A 23,544-nucleotide genomic window follows, 5' to 3' on the forward strand; every position below is an offset into this window, starting at 1 on the left:
GCCGGACAAACCCTAGGACCCGTACTTCTCAGCTTTCCAGTTGTCCCACGAGGACCGGATGTCCGCCAAAGTGTGGGCCCCCAAATCGTAAGTGGAGGCAATCACCATGGAGCCGCCGTCGGGCCTTTTCTCCGGAATGGGCAGTTGCTCGGCCACGATCAGCAGCCCGTCCCCGTGCTCGGCGTAGCTGTGAACGGTGAGGCCCACTTGGTGCCGGCTCTTGAACCACACCTTGCCGGAGATCTTCTCCCCGGTGGCTAGCGTGAGCGAGTATTCCTCCCCAACGGGTGGAAGATCACCGAGCCCCAATTTTTCGATCGCAGGCCCGCCTTTGCCGGGCAGGGACAGGAAGTGCGTCCTGCGGTGCCCGTGGGGGTGCCGTTCCAAGGCGAAACGCAGCTGGTGCAGGAACGTGAGCCAGCCCTGGGTGATGTCCTCGTCCCAGTCCGCCCATTCCGAATTGTGGTCCAAGGCGGCCCGTGTGACCTTCACTTCGGTGCCTCCGGAGACCGGGTGGAGCTCAAAAATGTCACCGCCGTTGACGGTCAGGCTTGTGTGATCGGGCCCCTCCACCACATCGGTGTTGAAGTAGATTTGTTTGATTTCGTCGGTGAGATCGTCAGCTTCCCAGCCGTGCCATTGAGCCACCAGCGACGGTTCGCGCAGCATTGTCCAAACCTGCTGCGCGTCGGCATTAACCACAACGCTCAGATTGTTCGTCATGGCCCCGAATCTACCGTCGTTGGCGCCCACATAACAGGTCTTGACAGCCCCCAATGACAGTTAGGCGCGGACCGATTCCAGTTCGTTGCCGATCCGCCGGGCCAGCTCTTCCTCGCCGATGGTCTTGGAGCCCCCGTGGGCGCGCAGGAACATTAGCGCTTCAAGCCGGAGGAACCGCCATTCGCGCTCGGCCTCACGATTCCCATTGTCGATCGCACGGAAGATTTCCTTGTCATACAGGTTGGGTTCGTTGAGTGAGCGCTGGCGCACGCGGGCGTTGATCCGGGCCTTGAAGGGGTCTTCTTCCTGGGACTCGGGCGCACGCAGCAGTTTCTCGTACACAGCGGCGCGCTCGGATTGGCCGGCTTCGCGGCAGATGAAACTGGACAACGCCAGCGCCCGTTCGATCGAGGCCCAGCGGTCCAGGTTGCCGTCAAAGGGCAGCACGTTCAGCAGATCGGCCACGGCCAGGGCGTGGTCCGGATCGCGCAGCACGATGCACAGGTCGAAGGCAAGATCACTGAGGTCCCGGAGGCAGCTCCCGGATTTGGTGTTGATGCCCTTCGCCAGCCGTTCCGCCAGGACCTGCACGCCGTTCTTGCCCTTGTGGTTGGCGGCCGCGGCACGGACCACGCCTTCGGGTGTGCCGTCGGGCTCCGGAATGAGCGCAAGCTCCTCGGCGGTGGGGCCGGTGTACGTTGGTGGGGTCTCCGGGCGGGGAGGCACGACGACGGCGGCTCCGGCTCGCGCTTGGGCGTCGCCTTCCGCGGGGGTGCTGGTGCGGGAGTGGCCGGACTCGGAAGCGGTGGTGGCGTTCAGGGCTGCGTCGGCGGAGGAGTCCGAGGCGCTTGAGTCCGCGCCGGAGTCGGCCGGAACACCGTCGCCCACAGGAACACTGGACCCTGTAGCGATCCGCACCGTGCCGCCGTCCACCATTGTTACCAGCAGCAGCGCTGCTACGCCGTAATCGTCGTTTTGCACCTCAACGGCGGCGATTTCCTCGGCCGGGCCATCCCCGGGCGGGAACACAAAATCGCCGGGCTGCAGGTCCCCAGCCTGCTTTTCTCTGTACTGCTGTGTGGCTGGGCTGTGAGTCATCGGAAATCCTTTGGTTCTCGTGGGGTCCGCCGTCCAGTCTACAAAGACCAGCCGGCGCAAGGGCCGGGACCCGCTAGAGAACGATGCCCGAGAAAGCCAGTGCCTGCCGCACGAGGTTCCCGCGACCGCCGTCGAATTCCTGCTGGACGTTATCGCTCAGCACCTCTTGGGGCGTCATCCACGTCAGTTCCAGGGCGTCCTGGCGCGGTTCACATTCACCGGTGACGGGGATGACGTAGGCCAGCGAGACGGCGTGCTGGCGGTCATCGGTGAAGCCTGTCTGTGACGGGGCAGGGAAGTACTCGGCCACCGTGAAAGGAACGGGGCTGATGGGCAGCTGCGGGAAGGCCAAGGGGCCTAGGTCCTTTTCCATGTGCCGCAGCAGTGCTGCGCGGATGGTCTCGCGGTACAGAACGCGGCCGGAGACGAGGTAGCGGACCATGTTTCCGTCGGCGTCGCCCTGCAGGAGTGTGCCCACCTCATTGACATAGCCAAGCGGATCCAGCCTGACCGGAACGGCCTCCACATAGACCATGGGGAGTCGGCCGCGGGCTTCGAAGAGGTCTTCGTCAGAAAGCCAGCCTGGATACGGGTCGGGTGTACGTACGCTCATGGTTAAGTTCTACCGCATCACCCGCCGAACTTCCTTGGCGGCGCTGCCGTGGCTGCGTGGTTACGCTCTCGGCAGTATTAGAGGGCCAGGATCGACTCGAGCGGTTCCCCGGATGCTATGCGGGCAAGGATGGCGGGCTCCGCGGCGTCCGACTGCAGCGCTCTTTCCAGGACATCCCGGGCAGTTTCCGGTGAAAGAACAATCAGTCCGTTGTCGTCTCCGAGCACCAGGTCGCCGGGGTTGACCTCTGTCCCTCCGCAGCGCACAGGGACATTGACGGCGGAACCTGTGCCATGGAGCCGTTTGGTAGTGAGGCACGATGTCCCGCGGGCAAACACCGGCAGACCTGTCTGCCGCAGTTCCAGAACGTCAGTGGCCATGCCATCAACCACGACGGCGGCAGCACCTTGTGCGAGTGCCGCGGCTGCCGTGACGGCCCCCACGGGCGCATGATGGTGGTCTCCGAGCATGTCCACCACCAGGACGTCGCCCGGCCGGAGTGCCAGGAGTGCGTGGTTCATGGCGATGGCATCGTGGTCCGCGATTCGGACTGTGACGGCAGGTCCGGCTATTTTCACGTTTGCATGCAGGGACTGGATAGCGGGGGAGACGAATCCGTCCTCGAGGAAGTGGCCGATGGTCGGGTAGCTGACGTCGGTCAGGTCCTTCAGGAGTGTTGGACTCACGGGGTTACCTCCGCTTTCTGCGCAAGGACAGCTACGCATTCGATTTCCAAGGACACGCCCCACAGGCTCACGCACACGGTGGTCCGGGCCGGTTTGGCGGTGCCGAAGTACTCCGCGTACACGCGGTTGTACTCCTCAAGTTGGTCCTGGCTGGTCAAGTAGGTGTTGACCTTGACCACGTGCTCCAGGCTGGATCCTGCGGCTTCCAAGACGCCGTCGAGGTTCTGGATGGTTTGCCGGACTTGTTCTTCGAAGGTCTCCGGCTGATCATCCAGTCCAGTGATGGCCGGTATCTGGCCGGAGGTGAACACAAAACCGTTCGCAATGACCGCCGGGGAAAAAGGCCCGACGGCGGGCGCCTGGCCGGGGATACCGGCCAGGCGCCCGATGGTGGTGACGGTCACCGCGCTGCCGCGGCTTCCGTGGAGCCAGCGGACGCCGGTGCCTCATCGACGGCGTCGATGTTGCCGTACCGGGTCTCGGTCAGTAGGAAGAGTGCAACCAAGGACAGTCCGGCCGCGGCCATGATGTACCAGGCGATCGAGGAGCTCTGCCCCGTCATGCCCAACAACCAGGTAGTGACGAACGGGGTGGCGGCGCTGCCTAGGAGGCCGGACAGCATGTAGGCCACCGACAGGCCGGAGTAGCGGACCTTGGACCCGAAGAGCTCGGCCAGGAAGGTGGCGATGGGTCCATAGTTGGCGCAGAACGCGGTCATCATGGCCAGGTAGGCCACGAACAGCAGTGCCACCGACTTGGTGTCCATGAGCCAGAACATCGGGAACGCGAGGGCGGCCTCGGCAGCAACACCGGCGAAGATGATGGGCTTGCGCCCGAACTTGTCCGATAGCTTTCCGAAGAACGGGATGAGGAACAGCCCCAGGACGCAGGAAGCCAGGACCACCCAGAGCATCAGGCTCTCGGAGTGGCCGAGTTCCTTCTTGCCGTAGGAGACGCCGGAGGCTACCAGCAGGGTGAACGTGCTGCCCGTGGACAGGGTTGCGACGCCGCCGAGGACAACCTGCTTCCAATACTTGGCCATCAGCGCAGCGAACGGCATTTTCGCCTTGGCGCCGGCGGTCTTGACTGCCTGGAACGACGGAGTTTCCTCGATGTGCAGGCGGATGTAGATGCCCACAGTGACAAGGAGGACTGAGGCCAGGAACGGGATGCGCCAGCCCCATGAATAGAGGGCTTCGGTGCTGACCGTGGAGGCAACAATCAGGAAGGCTACGTTCGCAATCAGGGTGCCGGCGGGAACCCCCACCTGTACCAGTGAACCGTAGAAGCCGCGCCGGGTAGGGGGCGCGTGTTCAACTGTCATGAGCACGGCACCGCCCCATTCGCCGCCGAGGGCCAGGCCTTGGATGACACGGAGGAAGAGCAACAGAAGTGGCGCCATGATGCCGATGCTGTTGTAGTCGGGCAGCAGGCCGATGGCGAAGGTAGCCGCTCCCATGGTCAGGAGGGAAACCAGCAGCATGGACTTGCGGCCCAATCGGTCACCGAAGTGGCCGAAGATGATGGCGCCCACCATGCGGGCAATGTAGGCGGAAGCGAACGTACCGAAGGCCAGCATGGTGCCGACGATCGGATCAAAGCTGGGGAAGAAGATCTTGTTGAAGACAAGGGCCGACGCCGTCCCGAAGACGAAAAGGTCGTACCACTCGACGGTGGTGCCAATAACGCTGGCGAGGGCAATCTTGCGCATCTTTGCCAGGTCAAGCCTGGACGATGATGCGGAGGCAGTATCTACCGTATGGGCCATCTGATTCTCCGGATGCGGTGCGGGGACGAATGTCCGGTGCAAGGTAGCTACAACTATGGTGTGTGCCCGATCACACCATCAATGGCATAACTCCCATCAAAACTGGCCCGGGAATGTGAAAACACACACCGAAGCCACGGGGCACGGAATTCCCGACGACGGGCCTCCTGGTGGGGCCTGCCTGCCTGCCGCCGTGGCTTGGTGACCTCATTTTGGCCCCAGTCGGGTCGAGATCAACCCTTTCCGGTCACTTTTCACCCTCGCCGCCGGAAAACAGGGTCAGGTAGCAACGCGGCAGCGGCCGGTCATGCCCAGGCCACTACCAGCCGGGCCGTCTTCGCGGGAACAGCGAGATCGATTCCCGTCAGTTCCTGGAATCGATTGAGCCTGTTAAGAATGGTGTTGCGGTGGCAAAACAATTGCTCGGAGGTAACTGTGACATTGCCGGTGGCCAGATAGTTCCGGACCGTCTCCAGCAGGCGTTCGCGCTCGCCGCCCCGGCACTCCGCCAAAGCCTCTTCGAGTTCGGCGGCAAGGTCGAGGCCGGCGTCCTGCAGGTTCTGCTGGGCCAGCCGGGCCCAGGCCGACTCGGCCGACAGCGGGCCGGCGTCGCGGGGGCGAAGCAGCGCCGCCAGGCTTTCAGCGGTGCGGGCCGCTCCGGGAAGTGCGCGCAGTCCAAGGACCTCAGGCACGTAGCCGCAGGGGACGTTCACGACGCCGGGTGGCAGCTGCTGGCTGTCGGGTTCCGGGCTGCGCGTCTCGCCCCGGGGTTCCGGACCGCGGGTCCGGGTGGCAGGCAGAGCCCAGAAGACATACGTGTTGCCGCCCGACTCATGGAGGAACAGCCGCTGCCGGGAGTGCTGTCCTGATCCGAACTGGGACGTTGCTGCCCGCAGCCGTGCACCAGGTTCACCGCTGGCCGCTACCAAGGCGAAGCGTGATTCAGGATTGATGCCCAAAGCCGAAGCCACTTGCGCGGAGGTTTCCTGCGAGGGGGTGCTCTGGTTGAAGAGGCGGGCAATGAACTCGCGCTGAATGCTTGATTCTTCCTGGGCCATCCTGACGCGCTCGGTCAGGTAGCTCGTGTGCGTCCGGGTGGCGAATTCGTCCACCACACTCCATACCTGGTCCACCCGTGTGGCCAGCAACGCGGCGTCCTCGGTGGGGGCGATCTCCAGCAGCTCGGCCCAGAGAATGCTGAAGTCCAACCGGACGGCAGAGGTGAGGGACTCCGGCGGAATGCCGGCCCTTGCTCGCTTGGATCCAAGGTCGGAAGCGAAGTCGAGCAGGCCATCACGGCTGTCCGTCCTGCCATTCCTCAAGCCGCTGATTAGCCGCCGGAATGTCTCCCGTGCGGTCTCCTGGATTTCCAGGACCGTCACCTGGCTTTCGCCGTACTCGGGGATCTCGCGGACCCTCGTGGTGAAGGCTTGGGCCAGGGTGTCCAGCCGGCCTTCAAGCTGATCCACCAGTTCAGTCCAACGAACGGCGTGCCCGGATGTCTCGGAATTGTGCATTCACACATTCTAGCGCCATGTTTCCGTGATGGATTGCTAGTCATTTTGGGAAAAACTACTGGCACTATGGATTGAGTCACACAAATTTGCCCGGGCATCCCCAACGTCCGGTCCCGTTCGCACTCATGGAGCAACAATGGCAAGCACGGTCAGCGGAGCCACGGACACCAGTCCCAAGGCAGTACGCGTCGTCGATGAAAGCGTCACCAAGAAGGTGGCCCTCGCGGCCCTGGTGGGTACTGCGCTGGAATGGTACGACTTCTTCCTGTTCACCACAGCTGCTGCGCTGGTGTTCAACGCACAGTTCTTCGTTTCCCAAGACCCTTTTGTCGCAGCCATGGGATCCTTCGCTACCTTGGCCGTCGGCTTCGTGGCCCGCCCCATCGGTGGTTTCATCTTCGGCGCCCTGGGTGACAAGGTGGGTCGCAAGAAGATCCTCATGGTCACCATCGTGGGTATCGGCATTGTCACCGGCCTCATCGGTCTGCTTCCGAACTACATGACCATCGGCCTGGCGGCGCCTATTCTCCTGGTGGCCCTGCGCATCGTTCAGGGCCTCGCAGTCGGCGGTGAGTGGAGCGGCGCGGTGATCATCGCCGTCGAGAACGCTCCTGTGGAGAAGCGTGCACGCTACGCGGCCCTGCCGCAGATCGGTTCCCCGATCGGTACCATCCTTTCTTCCGGTGGCTTCTTCGGCATGTTGTTCCTGGTGGGTCAGAGCAACTTTGACGCGTGGGGCTGGCGCATCCCGTTCATCGCCGCGATCCCGCTGCTGGCAATCTCACTCTGGATCCGCAGCCGCCTGAGCGAATCATCCGAATTCGAAGCCCTCATGGAGTCCGGTGAGACCGAACATGCTCCCATCCGTGGAGTTCTGAAGAACAGCTGGCGCCAGATCCTGGTGGGCATGTGCTCGGCGCTGCTCGGCATCGGTGGCTTCTACCTCATCACCAGCTTTGTGGTCTTCTACGGCACCAAGGTGCTCAAGCTGCCCTCCGAACTCCTGCTCTTGGGCACCCTGTTGGCTGCAGCACTTGAGATCGGCGCCCTCATCTGGGCCGGGCGGCTCGGCGAAAAGTTCGGCGCCAGTAAGGTCATCCTGTGGGGCGGTGTTGCCTCGGCCGCTATCGCAGTTCCCGTTTTCCTGGCCATCGACTCCCGCAACCCCGTCCTGGTGGTCCTAGGCATGATGATCGGCGTTGCTGTCCTCTCCATCCCATACGCCGTCTCCGGCACCGCGCTGACTGCCCTGTTCGCCACGAAGGTCCGCTACACCGGCGTCGCCATCACTTCCAACACTGCGGGCGTTATCTCCGGCTTCGTGCCGCTGATCGCCACCGCGCTGGTGGCCGCCAACAACTCCTTCTGGCCCGGCGCCATCATCCTGCTGGTCGTGTCCGCACTGACGGCACTTTCCGGCCTGTTCCTCCCCGCCCTTTCCATCGAAGAAGAAGGAATGAAGCATTGAGCACAACCACTGCCGGCCACTTGATTGTTGGCCAACTGGAACGGGCAGGCGTCAAGCGCGTCTACACCGTGCCGGGTGAGAGCTTCCTCGACGTCCTGGATGGCCTGCACGGTTCGCCGATCCAGAACGTGGTGGCCCGCCAGGAAGGCGGCGCCGGATTCATGGCACTGGCCGAAGGCCGGCTCACTGAGCTTCCCGGCATCGCCATGGTGACCCGTGGCCCGGGCGCAGCCAATGCCTTCATCGCCATACACACCGCCTACCAGGATGCCACTCCGCTGATCCTGTTCGTCGGCCTGATCCCGGTGGCCGACCGTGGCCGCGAGTCGTTCCAGGAGTTCGACATCAACGCCTGGTTCGGCAGCACAGCCAAGAAAGTAGTGACGCTCGACGACGCAGCTTCCGCCGCCCGCGTGGTGGACGACGCCATCTTCACCGCCCTCAGCGGACGCCCCGGACCCGTGGTGATCGGCCTGCCGGAGGACGTGCTGGTGCATGTGGTGGAGAACGCCACCGTCGAACCCCGCAGGATTGCCCGTCCAGAGCCGGCCCCCGCGGAGCTGGCTGAGCTGACCCAGAAGCTGGAGAAGGCACGCAAGCCGCTGGCCGTCGTCGGCGGTGAAGGCTGGACCCAGGAGTCCGGCGAGCAGCTGGCCGCCTGGGCGAGCCGACACAGCGTCCCGGTGGTTGCCGATTTCAGGGCTTACGACGCCGTTCCCCACCGCAGTGACGCCTACGCCGGCTACTTGGGCTACGGCCGCAGCGACGCCAACGCCCAGCGCCTGGACGACGCCGATCTGCTCGTTTTTGTGGGCTGTGTCCGCGGCGACGTCCTCTCCGATGGCTACAAACGCGGACTCGACGCCGAGACCGTCGTGGTCAACGCCGACGCAAACCTCCTGGGCCACTTCGGCCGGGTGGACCAGCACATCATCGCGGACGTCGCCGCGTTCGCCACCGCGTTGGCTGGCACTCATGCGGCTGGCGAACGCCAGGAAGGCTGGTTCGCCAGCGCCCGCGCCGAGCAGCTCACCTTCTCCACGCCCCGGCCCGACGGCGGTATCGGTGTGGACCTGGGCGTCGCCATGGAGGTCCTCACAAAGGAAATGGCCGACGACGCCGTCCTCACCTTCGGTGCGGGAAACCACGCCCTGTGGCCCGCCCGGTACCTGGGCCACAACTCGGCCAACTCCTTGGCCGCTCCGCGCAACGGGGCCATGGGCATGGGCATTCCCGCAGCCGTGGCAGCCTCGCTGGCATATCCCGGCCGTCAGGTCATTTCCGTGGCCGGCGACGGCTGCTTCATGATGAACGGCCAGGAAATCGCCACGGCCATGGGCTACGGCGCCGCGTTCATCGTCTTGGTGGTGGACAACGGCATCTTCGCCACCATCCGCGAACATCAGGAAGCGCATTACCCGGACCGGCCCTCAGGTACGCACATGACCAACCCGGACTTCGCCGCACTCGCCCGTTCCTACGGCGGCTACGGCGAGCGGGTGGAGCGAACGGAAGACTTCGCGGCCGCGTTCCGCCGCGCCGTCGACTCCGGCCTCCCGGCCCTGTTGCACTTGCCGCAGGACCCCACCACGCGTTCCCCCAAGACTTCAACCAACTGACCGGAGCCCTTACCGTGATCCAGCTTCAGAACATCATCAACGGCGAGTCCGTGGACGCCGCGGCCAGCCTGCCGTTCTTCGACCCCGCCACGGGCCAGCAGATCGGCACCGCGCCGGACAGTGACGCTGCCGCCGTCGACGCCGCCTTCCAGGCCGCTGCCGCAGCTTTCAAGAGCTACAAGCGCACGACGCCGGGAACGCGCCAGTCGCTGCTGTTGCAGCTGGCCGACCTCATCGAGGCGAACGTTGACCGTCTGCTCGAGGCTGAGGTGGCCTGCACCGGAAAGCCTGCCGCACTCACCAAAGAGCTTGAAATCCTGCGCGGCGCGGACCAACTGCGCTTCTTCGCCGGGGCATGCCGGGTGGTTTCCGGTACGGCCCAGACCGAATACGTGGAGGGTTTTTCTTCCACCATCAGGCGCGAACCCATTGGTGTGGTGGCCCAGATTACGCCGTGGAACTACCCGTTCATGATGGCCATCTGGAAGATTGGTCCGGCCCTGGCTGCGGGCAACACCTTGGTCCTCAAGCCTGCCGACACCACCCCCTGGTCCACCCTGGTCCTGGGTGAGCTGGCACAGCAGGTTTACCCGGCAGGCGTAGTGAACATCGTGTGCGGCGGCCGCGAGGCCGGTGCCGCGATGGTGGAGCATGACATCCCGGAGATGGTCTCCATTACGGGCTCCACCCGGGCCGGTGCGCAGGTCATGTCCGCGGCGTCCAAAACCCTCAAGGATGTCCACCTGGAGCTGGGCGGCAAGGCGCCCGCTGTGGTGTTTGCCGACGTCGATATCCAGCGGACCGCCAGCGAAATCGCCCTGGCTGCCTTCTTCAACGCCGGGCAGGACTGTACTGCGGTGACCCGCGTCCTGGTCCACCAGGATATTCATACGGAGTTCGCGGCTGCCCTGGCTGACGCCGCTGCTGCTTTGAAAGTGGGATCGGACCTCGGTCCACTCAATAGTGCCGCGCAGTTGGATCGGGTGGAGGGCTTCATGTCCCGCCTGCCTGCCAACGCCCGCGTCCTCGCCGGCGGCAAGCGCACCGGGACAGGCTTCCACTTTGAGCCGACGGTGATCGACGGCGTCTTCCAGACAGACGAGGTAGTGTGCGACGAAATCTTCGGCCCCGTGCTGACCGTTCAGCCGTTCGCCACCGAGGAGGAAGCGATCGAACTCGCCAACGGCACCAAGTACGCCCTGGCATCCAGCGTGTGGTCCGAGAACCACGGCGTGGTCACTCGTGTGTCCATGGAGCTGGACTTCGGAGCCGTCTGGATCAACTGCCACCAGGTGATCCCGGCCGAAGCACCGCACGGCGGATTCAAGCATTCGGGTACGGGCAAGGACCTCTCTGTCTATGGACTTGAGGACTACACGCGCATCAAGTCCGTCACCACCTCCCACCGCTAGAACCTGACATGAAACTAGACCTCCTCCTGCGGAACGCAGACATCATCACCATGGATCCGGACCACCCGGTGGCCAGTTCGCTGGGCATCTGGCAGGGGCGCATCGTGGGCCTGGACGACGACCTTGATGGTTTGGACGCCGTTGAGGTCCTGGACCTTGGCGGTGCCACCGTCACTCCAGGCTTCATCGATGCCCACTGCCACACCACGTGGTTCGGGCTGGGCCTGGCGGAGCTGGACGTGTCCGGTGCCCGCGGCCTGGAGGAGCTGTATGAGCTTCTCCGCGGTGCTGTTACTCACTCGGGGACCGACGGCGTGGGCTGGCTTTTCGCTACCGGCTTCAGCCAGACCCAGCACGGCGGGGCCTTCCCGGACATCGCCGAGCTGGACCGCATCACGGGGGAGCGGCCGCTGTTCATGCGGCACAACTCCGGGCATATGGCCGTGGTCAACACCGCCGCGCTCCGGCTGGCAGGTGCCGAGTCGCCGTCGTTCCCGGATCCCGACGGCGGAGCGATCGTCCGCGACGCGGCGGGACATCCCACGGGGCTGGTCCAAGAGACGGCCCAGGAACTGATCCAGCAGCTGATCCTGCCGTATTCGTTGGAGGACATCGAGGCCGCCCTTGAGAGGGCCACGCTGTTCTACGCCTCCGAGGGCATCACGAGTTTCACTGAGGCCGGGGTGGGCGGCGGGTGGATCGGGCACAGCCCGGCCGAGCTTGCCGCCTACCAGAGCGCCTCCGCCCACGGCCGGTTGCATGCCCGTGCCCAGGTCATGCCGGTGCTGGATGTGCTGCACGGGTTGGGCGGGCATGCATCTGACAGTCCCGGTGCGGCCCCGGCCGGGCTGGATCTTGGCATCACCAGCGGATTCGGAAATGACTACTTGTCCCTGGGCCCGGCAAAGGTGTTCCTGGATGGCTCACTTCTGGGCGAAACCGCAGCCGTGAGCCACGAGTTCTGCAGCCACGGCCACAAGGACAACCGCGGCAACGTTGGCTACTTCCAAGCGGACCCCGCCCAGCTGCGGGAACGCATCGAAGCCGCCTACGCCGCCGGGTGGTCCATCGCAGCCCACGCCATCGGTGACAGGGCCGTGGACCTCGCGGTGGACATCATCACGGATTGCCAGGCTCAGTATGGGCAGCGCCGCTTGCCCAACAGGATCGAGCACGCCTCCATGACGCGCCCTGAGCAGCTGGCAAGGCTCGCGGACGCAGGAATTGCCGTGACACCCCAGGCAAGCTTCTTCCGCGAAGGCGGTGACGGGATGACCGCGTCCCTCGGGCCGGACCGCTTGCCGTGGGCCTACCGGGCAGCCAGTTTCCTGGAAGCCGGAGTGGTGCTCGCGGGAAGCTCGGACCGGCCGGTCGCCGACGGAAACGTGCTCCGCGGCATGCAGGCGTTCGTGGACCGCCGGACCGGGTCCGGGGCCGTCTTCGGGAACCCGGCCGAACGCCTCACTCCGCAGCAGGCCCTCGCCGCTTACACCAGCGGAGCCGCCGCAGCCACAGGGTCCCTGGGCAAGAAGGGCACCCTTTCAGCTGGCAAATTGGCCGACTTCACCGTCCTTTCCGCCTCACCTTTGACGGCACTGGACATCAGCGAACTTCACGTCCTGGCCACCGCCGTCGGAGGCCGATTTACCTATCAATCAACCGGCTTCAACGCTGAACTTTCCCGTGAAAGTTCGTTCGCGGCCCACTCATAGGGGAGACCATGACAACCACCACAAGTTTCACCGCCCAGGACACCGCTTTCGTGCAGGACTTCCGGACCATGAGCGCCTTCGGTGCCACGGCGAACGGCGGCGTGGACCGCCAAGCCGCAACCATTCCCGACGGCGAACAGCGCCGCTGGCTCGCCGGTCTCTTGGAGGAGCACGGCTTCACGGTGAAGTTCGACCACACCGGCAACCAGTGGGGCCTCTACGAAGCCGTGCCAGGTGCGCCGTTCGTGGTGGTGGGCTCGCACATGGATTCACAGCCGACGGCGGGACGTTACGACGGCGCTTATGGCGTCCTCGCCGCGGCCCACGCCGCGTTCCGCCTTGCAGCCCGTTGGGAAGCCGGCGCCGAGGCACCCAAGTTCAACCTCGCCGTCGTCAACTGGTTCAACGAGGAAGGCAGCCGCTTCAAGCCGTCCATGATGGGCTCCTCCGTCTACACCGGCAAGCTGGATCTCGAGGACGCACTCAATACCCAGGACGCCGCCGGAGTCACCGTGCGTGATGCCTTGGACGCGATCGGCTGCCGCGGGACGTTTGAGGGGCCGGAGGCTGCATATTGCGCCGAGATCCACATCGAACAGGGCCGCAGCATGGAGCGCGAGGGCATCACCATCGGCCTGGTCAGCTCCAACTGGGCAGCGAACAAGTACGAGTTCGTGGTCCACGGCGAGCAAGCACACACCGGTTCCACGGTGATTGCCGACCGCAAAGACGCCCTTCTTGGGGCGTCCATGCTGGTGGTTGCCGCACGTGAACTCGCCGACCGCTTCCCCGGAGTGCTGCACACCTCGGTGGGTCAGCTCAACGTCTACCCAAATTCGCCCGTGGTGGTGCCGTCCCGCGTGAACCTGCTGCTGGACCTGCGCAGCGCCGACGAAGCCGTCCTGGCCGAGGCCGACGCCCTGCTGCACGCCCGAATCTCGGAGATCGAACGGCTTGCCAACGTGTCCGTTGAGAAGCACCACTCACACTCCTGGGCCGTCACCCCGTACCAGCCCGAAGGCGTGGAACTCGCGGCCAAGGTTGCCGCGGACCTCGGGTTGTCCAACAAGGAAGTCATGACCCTCGCCGGGCATGACTCCACGAATATGAAGGACCTGGTTCCCACGGTGATGCTCTTCGTGCCCAGCGTGGATGGCATCTCCCACAATGAGCACGAATACACCACGGATGAGGACATCGTGGCCGGGCTCACCATGCTTACCGAGGTGGTCGGCCGCCTGTGTGACGGGGCGCTGGAGGACTAAACAGCCACCACCACGATCGACGCCGGGGCCGCGCCACTCACGGCGTCCGGGTTGGCGACGTACAGGACGTCCTCATCGATCCTGGCCTCAATGTCTGCATCTTTGAGGCGGGACAACAGTGGTTCCAGATCGCCGTCGTACTCAAACGCGAGGTCCCCGTTAGTGGCATCCGCGCCATGAATGATGCGAAGGATTCCGCCGTTCTTGGTGGTGAACGTGGCTGATTCGTCGTCCTCAGTGCGCGGCCGGGCGCCGGTGTTCCGCAAGGCGGTGGCGGCAATGCCCACTAAAGGGCTGACCCAGGTAGCCACCACTGTCAGCCCTGGGTCGGCCTCGTCCGAGGCGGCCCACGTGCCATCCGCTGCCCGTTGCGCAGGGAAGGCGAAGAACTCAAAGCCGTCATCGGATGAGATCTGCACGGTGGTTTCCTCATGACCTTCGTGGATTTCCGCTTGAGTGCCGGCTTCCTCGGTGCGGCGCGCGAACTCCTCCAGGTTCCCTACCTCCACCCCGAAAACCGTGGAGCCGTCCAAGGGGTGTGCGTGGACTACTGAGCCCACCGCCAGGCGACCCGAACCGGCGTCGAACTCCCGCCAGTCGCCGTCGTCCACCGTCTTCACCAAACCGAGGGCCATCAGCAGCGTGGCCCACTGTTCGGGGCGTGAGGTGTAGTGGGTGGGGCGGGCTCGCAACATTGGTCCTCCTGGGTGGGTCCTCATCAAAGCCTATGCTGAATCCATGCCCAATGAACTTGAGGAACTCCTTGTCAAAGACGGCGCCGCGTGGCGTGCCTGGCTTTCCGCGAATGCCACAGACAGCCCCGGCGTGTGGCTGATCCTGCACAAGAAGGGCGGTAACGTCACGGAGTTGGACTATGACGCCGCGTTGGACGAGGCCCTGTGCTTTGGGTGGATCGACGGTCAGGTGAAGAGGCGCGACGACCAAAGCTACTTCCAGCGGATGACGCCCCGCGGCCGCAAAAGCATCTGGTCAGTGCGGAATGTGGGGCACATTGCCCGTCTGGAGTCCGAGGGCAGGATGACCGACGCCGGACGTGCCGTGGTTGAGGCCGCGAAAGCTGACGGACGGTGGGAAGCTGCATACGCGGGCCCGGCGGATTCGGTGGTTCCGGACGATCTCGCGGCAGCGATCGCCGCAGTCCCGGAGGCGCAGGCTATGTTCGACGTCCTGACGTCACAGAACCGCTTCGCCCTGATCCACCGCACCAACGGTGTCAAACGGGCAGAGACCCGGGCGCGCAAAATCGCTGGTTTCGTGGAGATGCTGGCCCGCCACGAAACCCCGTACCCCCAGAAAAAGCGGCCGACGTAATCCAGCGGGCCGGTCAGGCCTCGGAAGGAAACGCCACCCCTTCGCCCACCACGCGCAGACACAATTCAGTGCCGGGTTTGGTGATCGAAGCGTTCCAGTGCCTGATGGTGATGATCTCGCCGCCGCCCGGATAGCGGTGGCTGTTGCCCGAGGCGCCGCCGTCGGGGGCCGTGTACTCACCCAGCTTGATGCGAACAGTGGTTTCCGGCCCGAAGTAATCGGTGTCCACCACCACTCCGCGGATGGGCCCATCGGGTGCGATGCGGATTTGCTCGGGCCTGAGCATGAGTTGGACTTTCCCTTGGGCTGGGGGTCGACGGACCGGGATTCCACCCAGCGAGCACGTGGCCAGGGAGCCCTCCATCCAGGCATCAAGAATCACGGCATCGCCAAGGAATTCAGCCGTGGCGCGATCCGCCGGCCGGGTGTAAACCACAAAAGGGTTACCGATCTGGGCCAGCTTGCCGCCGCGCATGATGGCCACCTGGTCAGCGAAGGAGAGTGCTTCAGCTTGATCGTGGGTCACCAGGATGGTGGTCACACCGGCAGCACTGAGCACCTTGGCTACGGCCCTGCGGGTGGCTACCCGAAGTCCGGCATCGAGCGCTGAAAACGGTTCGTCAAGGAGCATGAGTTCAGGTTCCCTGGCCAACGCCCGGGCCAAGGCGACCCGCTGCTGCTGACCGCCGGATAACTGGTGCGGCCGGCGCTTGGCCATGGACGCATCCAAGGACACCATCTCAAGCAGTTCCGAAACCCGCGACCTCACGGCGCCGCGACCGCCGTCGAGCTTTCCCGAATCCAAGCCGAACGCGACGTTCTGACCCACCGTCAAGTGTGGAAAGAGCGCGCCGTCCTGGGCGACGTACCCTACCTGCCGTTTGTGCGCAGGCACCCAGTCGCCTTCACCGGCCACCCGGGAACCGTTCAGGCTGATGGAACCGGTGTCCGGATGCTCAAAGCCCGCGATCAACCTCAACAGTGTGGTCTTGCCTGAACCGGAAGGACCCACGATCGCAGTGGTCCCGCCTTTGGCCACAGAGAGGTTTACGCCCTTCAGCACCGCCTGGGAGCCGAAGTTCTTGGTGACCTCCCGAATATCCAGATGCGCATTCGTGGTGGGAGCCACCGAGGGGGCCACGCGGGGCGCGGGAAGCCTGGAAGGAGATTGTTCGGTCACTGTCCGGCTACTTTCTTGGACTGTTGGAAGAGAAGGTATGTCATGGGGGCTGACAGCAGGATCATCAGCAACGCGTAGGGTGCGGCGCCGGCGTAGTCGATCTCGCTGCTCTTGCTCCAAAATTCCGTGGCCAGGGTGCGCGTACCGTTGGGTGAGAGTAGCAGGGTGGCTGTCAGCTCGTTGACTATGGCCAGGAAGACCAACGCAGCCCCGCCGGCAGCTGCCGGCGCGGTGAGCCGCAACGTCACTTTGAAGAAGGATGCCAAAGGCGTTTTGCCCAAGGACTGCGCGGCCTCATCGAGTTCTTTGGGGGCCTGTGCCAAGCCGGCACGGATGTTCACCAAAGCCCTCGGAAGGAACAGCAGGACGTACGCCGCAATCAGAACCCCCGCAGTCTGGTAAACCCCGGGGACCACGCGGATACTGACGGTGACGAAGGCCAGGCCCACCACGATTCCCGGCAGCGAACTGGTGACGTAGTTGGACAGTTCCAGCATCTTGGAGAACCAGCTCGGGTGCCGGACGGCCAGGTAAGCCATGGGGAATGCCACCACTGTGGTGACCAGTGCACCCGCTGCCCCATAGATGAGGGTTTGCGAGAGTGCCGGGATGAACTCATCAGCCGCCCACACGTCAGAACCGCCCGCCATCACCCACTTCAGCACAAACCAGAGCGGCAGCCCGAAGGCCAGGACCGTGAGGGCCAGCAGAGCGAGCTGGGCAGGCACTTGATAGCCACCCAGGGGCAAGCGGATAGCCTTTGCCTGCGCGCCGGAGCCGATCCGGGCATAGCGGGCAGTGCCCCGGCTCTTTACTTCGGCCAGCAGCAGGAGCAAACACAGGAACACCAGAACGCTGGCCAGCATGTTGCCTGCAGTCCCGTTGAAGGTGGACTGGAATTGGACCATGATCGCCGTGGTGAACGTATCAAAGCGGATCATCGCGAAAGCACCGTACTCAGCCAACAAATGCAGGGCCACCAGCAAGGCGCCGCCCGTCATGGCGATGCGCAGCTGCGGTAGGACAACGCGGAGGAACACGGCCCAGGAACCCAGGCCCAACGATGCCGCGGACTGCTCAATGGCGGGGTCCAAACGGCCAAGCGTCGCCGCTGCGGGGATGTACACCAACGGGAAATAGGACAACGTGGCAATGAGCACCCCGGACCAGAGCCCCTCCAAGGAAGGGACAGCGGACACCCAGGAGTAGCTGTTGACGAACGCAGGTATAGCCAAAGGGGCGGCCAATAGCACCGCCCACCAGCGGTGTCCGCGGAGCCTGGTTCGCTCCACCAGCCACGCCCCGCCCACGCCGAGCACCAAGCATAGGGGCACGGTAAAGATCATCAACAAAACCGTGTTCAGCAGCAGCTCGCCCACGCGGGGGCGCACGATCAGATCGACGGCGGTGTCCCAGCCGGTCGCTGCTGTCATGTACAGGACATAGCCCAGCGGAAGCAGCGAAAACAGCGCTATCAGCACCGCCAGCAAGGACACCGTGGAAACGCCGAAAGGCGGGCGGGGGCGCTTGCCCCGGCCCGCCGTCGTCGTGCTTCCCTCTGAACGTGGAACGTCGGGAGCCGATAGATCAGTGGTCACAGAATTACAGGAGTCCTGCCTTGGTCATCAGATCGGTGACCTTAGTGGAGTTCAGCTTGGCGGGATCCACCGTGGGTGCCTGCAGGTCCTTGATGGGAACAAGCTTTTCATTGGCATCAACCTCTGAGGCGATGGCGTACTCAAAGGAGGTTCCGGTCTTGAGGATCTCCTGGCCGGCCTTGCCTGTGATGAACTTCAGGAACGCCTGGGCGTCGGCTGCCTTCTTGGAAGACTTGAGGACGCCGCCACCGGATACGGACACGAACGCGCCCGGGTCCTGGTTCTTGAAGTAGTACGGCGTGACGTTCTTGGAGTTCTCGCCGGTCTTGGCCTGGTCGCCGTAATAGTAGTAGTGGTAGATCAGCGCCGCGTCTACTTCGCCGGCGTTGACGGCCTTCATGGCGGTGCTGTTGCCCTTGTAAGCCTTGAAGTTTTCCTTCATGCCCTTGAGCCACTCTTCGGTTGCGGCCTCGCCCTTGAGTTCAAGGAGTGCCGAGACGATGGCCTGGAAGTCAGCGCCCGACGGCGAAGCGGCCCACTTGCCCTTCCATTCGGGCTTTGCCAGATCCAGCATGGACGTGGGCAACTGGTCTTCGCTGATCTTGTTCTTGTCATATACCAGGACGGTGGAGCGGGCTGCGATCCCGGTCCACTTGCCGGTGGACGGGCGGAACTCGGCCGGAACCTGGTCGATGGTGGCTTTGTCGACGTCGGCGAACAGACCCGCATTTTCCACCTGCGCCATTGCAGGGGAGTTTTCGGTGAGGAAGACGTCCGCCGGTGAGGCCGCGCCTTCCTGAACAATCTGGTTGGACATCTCGGTGTCAGAGCCCTGGCGCAGGGTGACCTTGATGCCGGTCTCCTTGGTGAAGGCGTCGATCCATTCCTTGGTCAGGCTCTCGTGCTGAGCGTTGTAGACCGTGATGCCATCGCCGGCGGCCGCGGATTCGGAGGAATCCGGTGCGGTGGTGGCGTTGGAGCCGCAGGCGGAAAGGCCAAGAGCGGCGGTGGCGAGAAGTGCGATTCCGGCCAGAGCGTTTTTGGGGAGCTTCATGGAGGGCTACTTTCTGGGAACAAGCACGGCAGTGCTAGGACAATGCCTTGGGTCCGTGCTGGCGGGTAGGTTGGGGAGCCCGCTGTGAAAAGCGTAGGTTAGCCATACCTTTGCTATGAAGCCGAAACGGCATTAAGTGACGAGGATCACCTGAATTACGGAAGTGTTGCGTGTCCTAATTGCCGGGACTGCTCGCGTTGCTTGTAATGCTCGCCGCCGCCTCAAGCGCCATCCACCCTTGCAGCTGCGTGGAAAGTTCGACGGCGGCGCCCGCCGGATATGTTTCGCTCGCCGGCCGCTGGGGCTCGAAGGAGAACACGATCGCAGGTGTGCCCCTGCCGGCACTGCCCGTAATTACACGGCGGCCCGCCCAGAAGGCCTCTGCCGTGCCGTAAACCAAAGACGTCGCCTTTTCGCGGGTAGTGGCTGAAAGCCTGACGTCCCGCGCGGCCAGTGCCAGGTAGCGGAGCAGGATGCCAGTGAAAAGGCCGCCATCGCCCGTGCCGTCGCCGCGGATCACTCGCGTGCCGGGCAGAGTGAGCTCACGTTCCACGGCGTCCACCAACAGTGCAGCCCTGCGCAGATTCTCTTCGCCGCCCAGTTCCAGCAACGCGCCCAGCACCGGGCCCTGGTTGTAGGTGTAAATGGCCCCATCAACCACCACCTCGCCGTTACTGATCCGCAGCCCATCCTGATATAGACCCCGTTCCGGGTGAAGGAGCTTGCTGTTTAGCCAGTTCACCAAGTGCTGTGCACGCTCGGTATGGCCGGTCCGGGCGTAGTACAGGGACACCGGAGCTGTGGCCGGAGTGTTCTTGAAGTCCCGTTTGGTGCTCCAGAAGGTGCCACCTCCAAGGTGGTCTGTGCAGGCCGAATCGAACTGCAAGGTCAAGCACTTTTGAACATAGGCGTTCCTCCTGCGGCCAGGCTTCTTGGTCTCCTCGGCCAGCTTCTCCAAACGCAGCGTGGCCAGGGCCAGCCACGCCATGTCGTCGTAGTAGTCGTTCACGAATCTCAGGAGATTCCGCAAGCGGATGGTGGTGACCAGCCGCGAGGCGAGCCGTCCTGCGCTCGGGCGGGAGTCGCCGTCGAACTTTGTTTTGCCCGCCAGCTCGCGGCGGCCCGCATCCACCAAGCAGTCAACGTAGTGCGCTTGCCACCAGTAATGCCAAGGGCCGGAGAGACTTCTGAGGGTGTCGCTGGGCAAGGTCACCGCACCGATGTGGGTGCCGGGCAGGAAAAGGAGGCGCCTGCCAAAGCTTCGGGTCACGGACCGCGCAGCCTGATTGGCACGCCTGGCCCATTCGGTGGCGTCGGCGGAGGGTGTTGGAATCCCGGCTGGCTGGATCTGGCTGGACATGGAAACAGCCTATCCGGGCCGCGGGATGAGCCGGGCGCGGCCGGGAAGTGTGCACCGGGCCACAATTCCAGTTAACATGCATTAACGGATTTGGGTCTGCATCAAGGAGGATGAATGGACATCAAGGGCACGGTTGCACTGATTACTGGTGGCGCGTCAGGGTTGGGCGCTGCCACCGCCAAACGACTGTTCGACGCCGGGGCCTCGGTGGTGTTGGTGGATCTGCCACAGTCAGCCGGCGAGTCCTACGCGGCCGAGCTCAACGCCTCGGCGACGGGTGCAGGGGAGCGGGCGGTCTTTGCTCCCGCAGACGTCACCAACGAATCCCAAGTCCAGGCCGCCGTCGACGCCGCTGTTGCTTTGGGGCCGCTCCGGATCGTGGTCAACTGCGCAGGCATAGCCACACCCGGAAAAGTCCTTGGCCGTGATGGCGTGCTGCCGCTGGAAACCTTCAACAAGGTCATCCAGATCAACCTCGTGGGCACCTTTAACGTGATTCGATTGGCCGCCGCAGCCATGGTGGAAACCCAGCCCGTCTCCACGGAACTGGGTGGGCCCGAGCGCGGCGTCATCATCAACACCGCGTCCGTCGCCGCCTTCGAAGGCCAGATCGGCCAGCCCGCCTACGCCGCATCCAAGGGCGCCGTAGCAGCCATGACGCTGCCCCTGGCACGAGAATTCGCCCGTTCACTGATCCGGGTGGCTACCATTGCCCCCGGAATCTTTGAAACACCCATGATGGCCGGACTTCCCCAATCGGCCCAGGAATCCCTTGGACAGCAGGTTCCGCATCCCGCCCGTCTGGGCCGTGCCGCGGAATACGCAAACCTGGCCGCCCACATTGTGGAGAACGCCATGCTCAACGGGGAAACCATCCGGCTTGACGGCGCCATCCGCATGGGCCTCAAATGATGGGCGACTACAGCGGCGCTTCGGGGTTAGTTGGGTCCGTTCGGCCCTCCGTAGCCGACCTTCCCACTGCTGACTTCTTCGACTTCGAATCGCTGCTCAGTGTCCAGGAACAGCGTAAACTCAACGAACTCCGGGCATTCCTGGCCTCCGAGATCGCCCCCTACGCCGGGCAATGGTGGGAGAAAGCGGAGTTCCCGGAACACATCCTCCCCAAACTCGCGGCCCTCCGGCTCAGCGCCCCCGCCCAGCGAGGATACACACACCTGTTTGCCGGGCTTGTGATCGCTGAGATGACCCGCGTCGACACCTCCATCGCCACCTTCTTCATGGTCCATCACGATCTCTTCGTCGAATCGCTCTACGACTTCGGCAGTGATCATCAACAGGACCGCTACCTCGACGACGCCTCCAACCTTCGCACCACCGGCGCCTTCGCGCTCACAGAGCCGAACCACGGGTCCGACGTCGCCGGCGGGATGGAGACCACCGCCCGCAGGGTTGAACGACCAGACTCCGACGGCGGCGATTACTGGGTGATCAACGGCGCCAAACGCTGGATTGGCAACGGGACGTTCTGCGACTTCATGCTGGTGTGGGCCAAGGACGAAACAGACGGAGCAGTGCGTGCCTTCATCGTCGACGCGACCCTGCCCGGCATCACCCGTAGCCGCATCGAAAACAAGATTGCCCTGCGGACGGTGCAGAACGCCGACATCGTCTTTGAGGACGTCGAGGTAGCTGAAACCGATCGCTTCGCCGGCATCAGCAGCTTCGCGGACACCAACCACCTCCTCCGAGGGTCCCGGATCATGGTGGCCTGGCAGGCAGTAGGCCAACAATTGGCAGCCTTCGACGTCGCCCGGCAGTACGCCGTTGAACGCTTCCAATTCGGCAAACCGTTGGCCAAGTTCCAGCTCATCCAACAACACCTGGTGGATATGCTCGGCAACGCGGTTGCCAGTATGGGAATGATGGTTCGCATAGCGCAGCTGCAGGAGGACATCTTCACGGACGCCCAAGGGGTGCGCCACGGAGGGGCCGACATGGCGCAGGTGGCGCTCGCAAAGGCCTATTGCAGTGCCAGGATGCGGGAGACCGTGGCCATGGGCCGGTCCATCCTGGGCGGGAACGGAATCGTCACCGACTACCGCATAGCCAAGATCTTCGCTGATGCCGAGGCAATCTACACCTATGAAGGCTCCTACGAAATCAACTCCCTGATCGTTGGCCGTGCAGTGACAGGGGTTTCAGCGATCACCTAGAACTGCCGGTCTCATTCCTGAGGGAGCTTCTCTCCCGCTTCTACCCGAATGTCAAGAGAGTTGCCCCGCACCGGCATGGGGCAGGTGCCATACGGAGTGAAAGCACTGGGGTAGTTGATGGCCCGGTTGAAATCAATGATCACGGACCCGTCGGGGCGAGGCCGGGGAATGAAAACCTTCCGCCATTCGTCCGTGGTCTCCCCGTTGGTCTCATCGTGGAAGGTGACGTTGAGCGCACCCAGCTTCTCCTCTTCAGCGTGCAGCCGGATTTCGTGAGGAACGCCCGGTACCCGGAAAACGACCTCGCCCACTGACCGGTGGACGCCATCCACCAAGGGGTTAGCTGTGCCAATGGGCACGTCCACGGGCTCAGCGTAAGCTTCGAACCGGCCCTGGATAACCCACTTAGGGTTGTACTCGTAGGTGGGAACTCCTACGAAACCGGTCAGCACGGGGGAGCTGTTGTCGCGGGTGCGGATAGCGTACTTGTCCGCACGCATGGCGAGTTCCACCACAACCTGCTTACCGTCGTCGCCGCCAAACTGGACCCACATGAGCGACTCTTCGTCCTGCAGCGTCGCCGTAATGGTCCCCTCTACGGGCTGTCCCGTTTCCACCACGGTGAGTCCATCCGCAGCGCTCGCCGTGAGGAATGCTGTGGTGCCGTCGGTGGACCAGAGGCCCGGGGCAAGTTCCACCTCGGAGGGCTGGGACTCAAGCCACTGGAAGGACGTGAGGGTCAGCCATCCGTGCGCGGTGGCAAGGGCTGAATGTCGACCTGCACGGAACCGCTCCCAACGGGCCAGCTGGGGATCGGTTGCGGTGGTGGGCGAGCTCATGGTTCTCCTCGGCTGGGGTTCGCGTCCGTTCGCGGCGGTTGCCACTTGCCTCAACTATGCGCCGGGCGTGGGCATTCCCGGAATTCGGCCCAGCTGGGTCAGAACTCCACTACCTTGGATCGGCTC

21 protein-coding genes are annotated in these 23,544 nt (G+C 63.9%); 8 read left to right on the forward strand and 13 right to left on the reverse strand.

The window, feature by feature from the left end:
- Window positions 1-12: 12 nt before the first annotated feature.
- From LDN70_RS03580 to LDN70_RS03610, 7 genes are all read right to left on the reverse strand, one after another.
- On the reverse strand, window positions 13-723 hold the full coding sequence (locus LDN70_RS03580; protein ID WP_142936689.1) for an SRPBCC family protein: 711 nt from the start codon (window positions 721-723) through the stop codon (window positions 13-15).
- A 60-nt stretch (window positions 724-783) separates the two neighbouring features.
- Window positions 784-1,821: a DUF6707 family protein gene (locus LDN70_RS03585; protein ID WP_223941757.1), complete on the reverse strand. Its 1,038-nt coding sequence runs from the start codon at window positions 1,819-1,821 to the stop codon at window positions 784-786.
- A gap of 73 nt (window positions 1,822-1,894) precedes the next feature.
- Window positions 1,895-2,434 carry an NUDIX hydrolase family protein gene (locus tag LDN70_RS03590; protein WP_105692788.1) on the reverse strand — a complete coding sequence of 180 codons (540 nt, stop codon included), beginning with the start codon at window positions 2,432-2,434 and terminating at the stop codon, window positions 1,895-1,897.
- Between the two features lie 77 nt (window positions 2,435-2,511).
- Window positions 2,512-3,120, reverse strand: a complete 609-nt coding sequence (locus tag LDN70_RS03595) for an RraA family protein (RefSeq protein WP_142936687.1) — start codon at window positions 3,118-3,120, stop codon at window positions 2,512-2,514.
- Entirely contained in the window at window positions 3,117-3,524 is a 408-nt protein-coding gene (locus LDN70_RS03600; protein ID WP_166843139.1) for a RidA family protein, read from the reverse strand. Before LDN70_RS03600 ends, LDN70_RS03595 begins: the two co-directional genes overlap by 4 nt.
- Entirely contained in the window at window positions 3,521-4,888 is a 1,368-nt protein-coding gene (locus LDN70_RS03605) for an MFS transporter (RefSeq protein WP_162520262.1), read from the reverse strand. The genes LDN70_RS03600 and LDN70_RS03605 overlap by 4 nt, the downstream gene beginning before the upstream one ends.
- A gap of 305 nt (window positions 4,889-5,193) precedes the next feature.
- Complete coding sequence (locus LDN70_RS03610) at window positions 5,194-6,405, reverse strand: PucR family transcriptional regulator (protein ID WP_223941758.1); 1,212 nt, start codon at window positions 6,403-6,405, stop codon at window positions 5,194-5,196.
- Window positions 6,406-6,541: 136 nt separating this feature from the next.
- Here LDN70_RS03610 and LDN70_RS03615 point away from each other — a divergent pair, with 136 nt between their 5' ends.
- The 5 genes from LDN70_RS03615 to LDN70_RS03635 are packed head-to-tail and all read left to right on the forward strand — an operon-like array spanning window position 6,542 to window position 13,881.
- A complete protein-coding gene (locus LDN70_RS03615; protein WP_223941759.1) occupies window positions 6,542-7,873 on the forward strand; it encodes an MFS transporter in 1,332 nt (443 codons plus the stop codon).
- Window positions 7,870-9,492, forward strand: coding sequence for a thiamine pyrophosphate-dependent enzyme (locus LDN70_RS03620; protein WP_142936683.1), 1,623 nt, complete (start codon window positions 7,870-7,872; stop codon window positions 9,490-9,492). The genes LDN70_RS03615 and LDN70_RS03620 overlap by 4 nt, the downstream gene beginning before the upstream one ends.
- Before the next feature lie 14 nt (window positions 9,493-9,506).
- Window positions 9,507-10,904: a gamma-aminobutyraldehyde dehydrogenase gene (locus LDN70_RS03625; protein ID WP_142936682.1), complete on the forward strand. Its 1,398-nt coding sequence runs from the start codon at window positions 9,507-9,509 to the stop codon at window positions 10,902-10,904.
- Between the two features lie 8 nt (window positions 10,905-10,912).
- Window positions 10,913-12,616, forward strand: a complete 1,704-nt coding sequence (locus tag LDN70_RS03630; protein ID WP_223941760.1) for an amidohydrolase — start codon at window positions 10,913-10,915, stop codon at window positions 12,614-12,616.
- Window positions 12,617-12,624: 8 nt separating this feature from the next.
- Entirely contained in the window at window positions 12,625-13,881 is a 1,257-nt protein-coding gene (locus LDN70_RS03635; protein WP_166843143.1) for a M20 family metallo-hydrolase, read from the forward strand.
- Here the strand turns inward: LDN70_RS03635 and LDN70_RS03640 are convergent.
- Window positions 13,878-14,576: a hypothetical protein gene (locus LDN70_RS03640; protein WP_223941761.1), complete on the reverse strand. Its 699-nt coding sequence runs from the start codon at window positions 14,574-14,576 to the stop codon at window positions 13,878-13,880. The genes LDN70_RS03635 and LDN70_RS03640 overlap by 4 nt on opposite strands.
- A 43-nt stretch (window positions 14,577-14,619) precedes the next feature.
- On the opposite strand from LDN70_RS03640, the gene LDN70_RS03645 reads away from it, so the two are divergent.
- Entirely contained in the window at window positions 14,620-15,213 is a 594-nt protein-coding gene (locus LDN70_RS03645) for a YdeI/OmpD-associated family protein (protein WP_223941762.1), read from the forward strand.
- Window positions 15,214-15,226: 13 nt separating this feature from the next.
- Here the strand turns inward: LDN70_RS03645 and LDN70_RS03650 are convergent, their stop codons facing one another.
- The 4 genes from LDN70_RS03650 to LDN70_RS03665 all read right to left on the reverse strand — a co-directional run bounded on the left by LDN70_RS03650 (window position 15,227) and on the right by LDN70_RS03665 (window position 20,405).
- Window positions 15,227-16,393, reverse strand: coding sequence for an ABC transporter ATP-binding protein (locus tag LDN70_RS03650; RefSeq protein WP_187697056.1), 1,167 nt, complete (start codon window positions 16,391-16,393; stop codon window positions 15,227-15,229).
- Window positions 16,390-17,991, reverse strand: coding sequence for an ABC transporter permease (locus LDN70_RS03655; protein ID WP_187697055.1), 1,602 nt, complete (start codon window positions 17,989-17,991; stop codon window positions 16,390-16,392). The genes LDN70_RS03650 and LDN70_RS03655 overlap by 4 nt, the downstream gene beginning before the upstream one ends.
- A 4-nt stretch (window positions 17,992-17,995) precedes the next feature.
- Window positions 17,996-19,045 carry an iron ABC transporter substrate-binding protein gene (locus tag LDN70_RS03660; RefSeq protein WP_142936677.1) on the reverse strand — a complete coding sequence of 350 codons (1,050 nt, stop codon included), beginning with the start codon at window positions 19,043-19,045 and terminating at the stop codon, window positions 17,996-17,998.
- A gap of 175 nt (window positions 19,046-19,220) precedes the next feature.
- Window positions 19,221-20,405 (reverse strand): glycoside hydrolase family 76 protein, encoded by a 1,185-nt coding sequence (locus LDN70_RS03665; RefSeq protein ID WP_223941763.1) that lies wholly within the window; start codon window positions 20,403-20,405, stop codon window positions 19,221-19,223.
- A 114-nt stretch (window positions 20,406-20,519) separates the two neighbouring features.
- On the opposite strand from LDN70_RS03665, the gene LDN70_RS03670 reads away from it, so the two are divergent.
- Together LDN70_RS03670 and LDN70_RS03675 are read left to right on the forward strand one after the other, a co-directional pair.
- The gene (locus tag LDN70_RS03670) at window positions 20,520-21,317 is read left to right on the forward strand and encodes an SDR family NAD(P)-dependent oxidoreductase (RefSeq protein WP_223941764.1); all 798 of its coding nucleotides are present in this window, start codon (window positions 20,520-20,522) and stop codon (window positions 21,315-21,317) included.
- Window positions 21,314-22,579, forward strand: a complete 1,266-nt coding sequence (locus tag LDN70_RS03675; protein WP_502773760.1) for an acyl-CoA dehydrogenase family protein — start codon at window positions 21,314-21,316, stop codon at window positions 22,577-22,579. Before LDN70_RS03670 ends, LDN70_RS03675 begins: the two co-directional genes overlap by 4 nt.
- An 11-nt stretch (window positions 22,580-22,590) precedes the next feature.
- On the opposite strand, the gene LDN70_RS03680 is transcribed toward LDN70_RS03675, so the two are convergent.
- A complete protein-coding gene (locus tag LDN70_RS03680) occupies window positions 22,591-23,418 on the reverse strand; it encodes a DUF1684 domain-containing protein (RefSeq protein ID WP_223941765.1) in 828 nt (275 codons plus the stop codon).
- Between the last annotated feature and the right edge of the window lie 126 nt (window positions 23,419-23,544).

The organism is Arthrobacter sp. StoSoilB22, from assembly GCF_019977315.1.
Classification (GTDB): domain Bacteria; phylum Actinomycetota; class Actinomycetes; order Actinomycetales; family Micrococcaceae; genus Arthrobacter.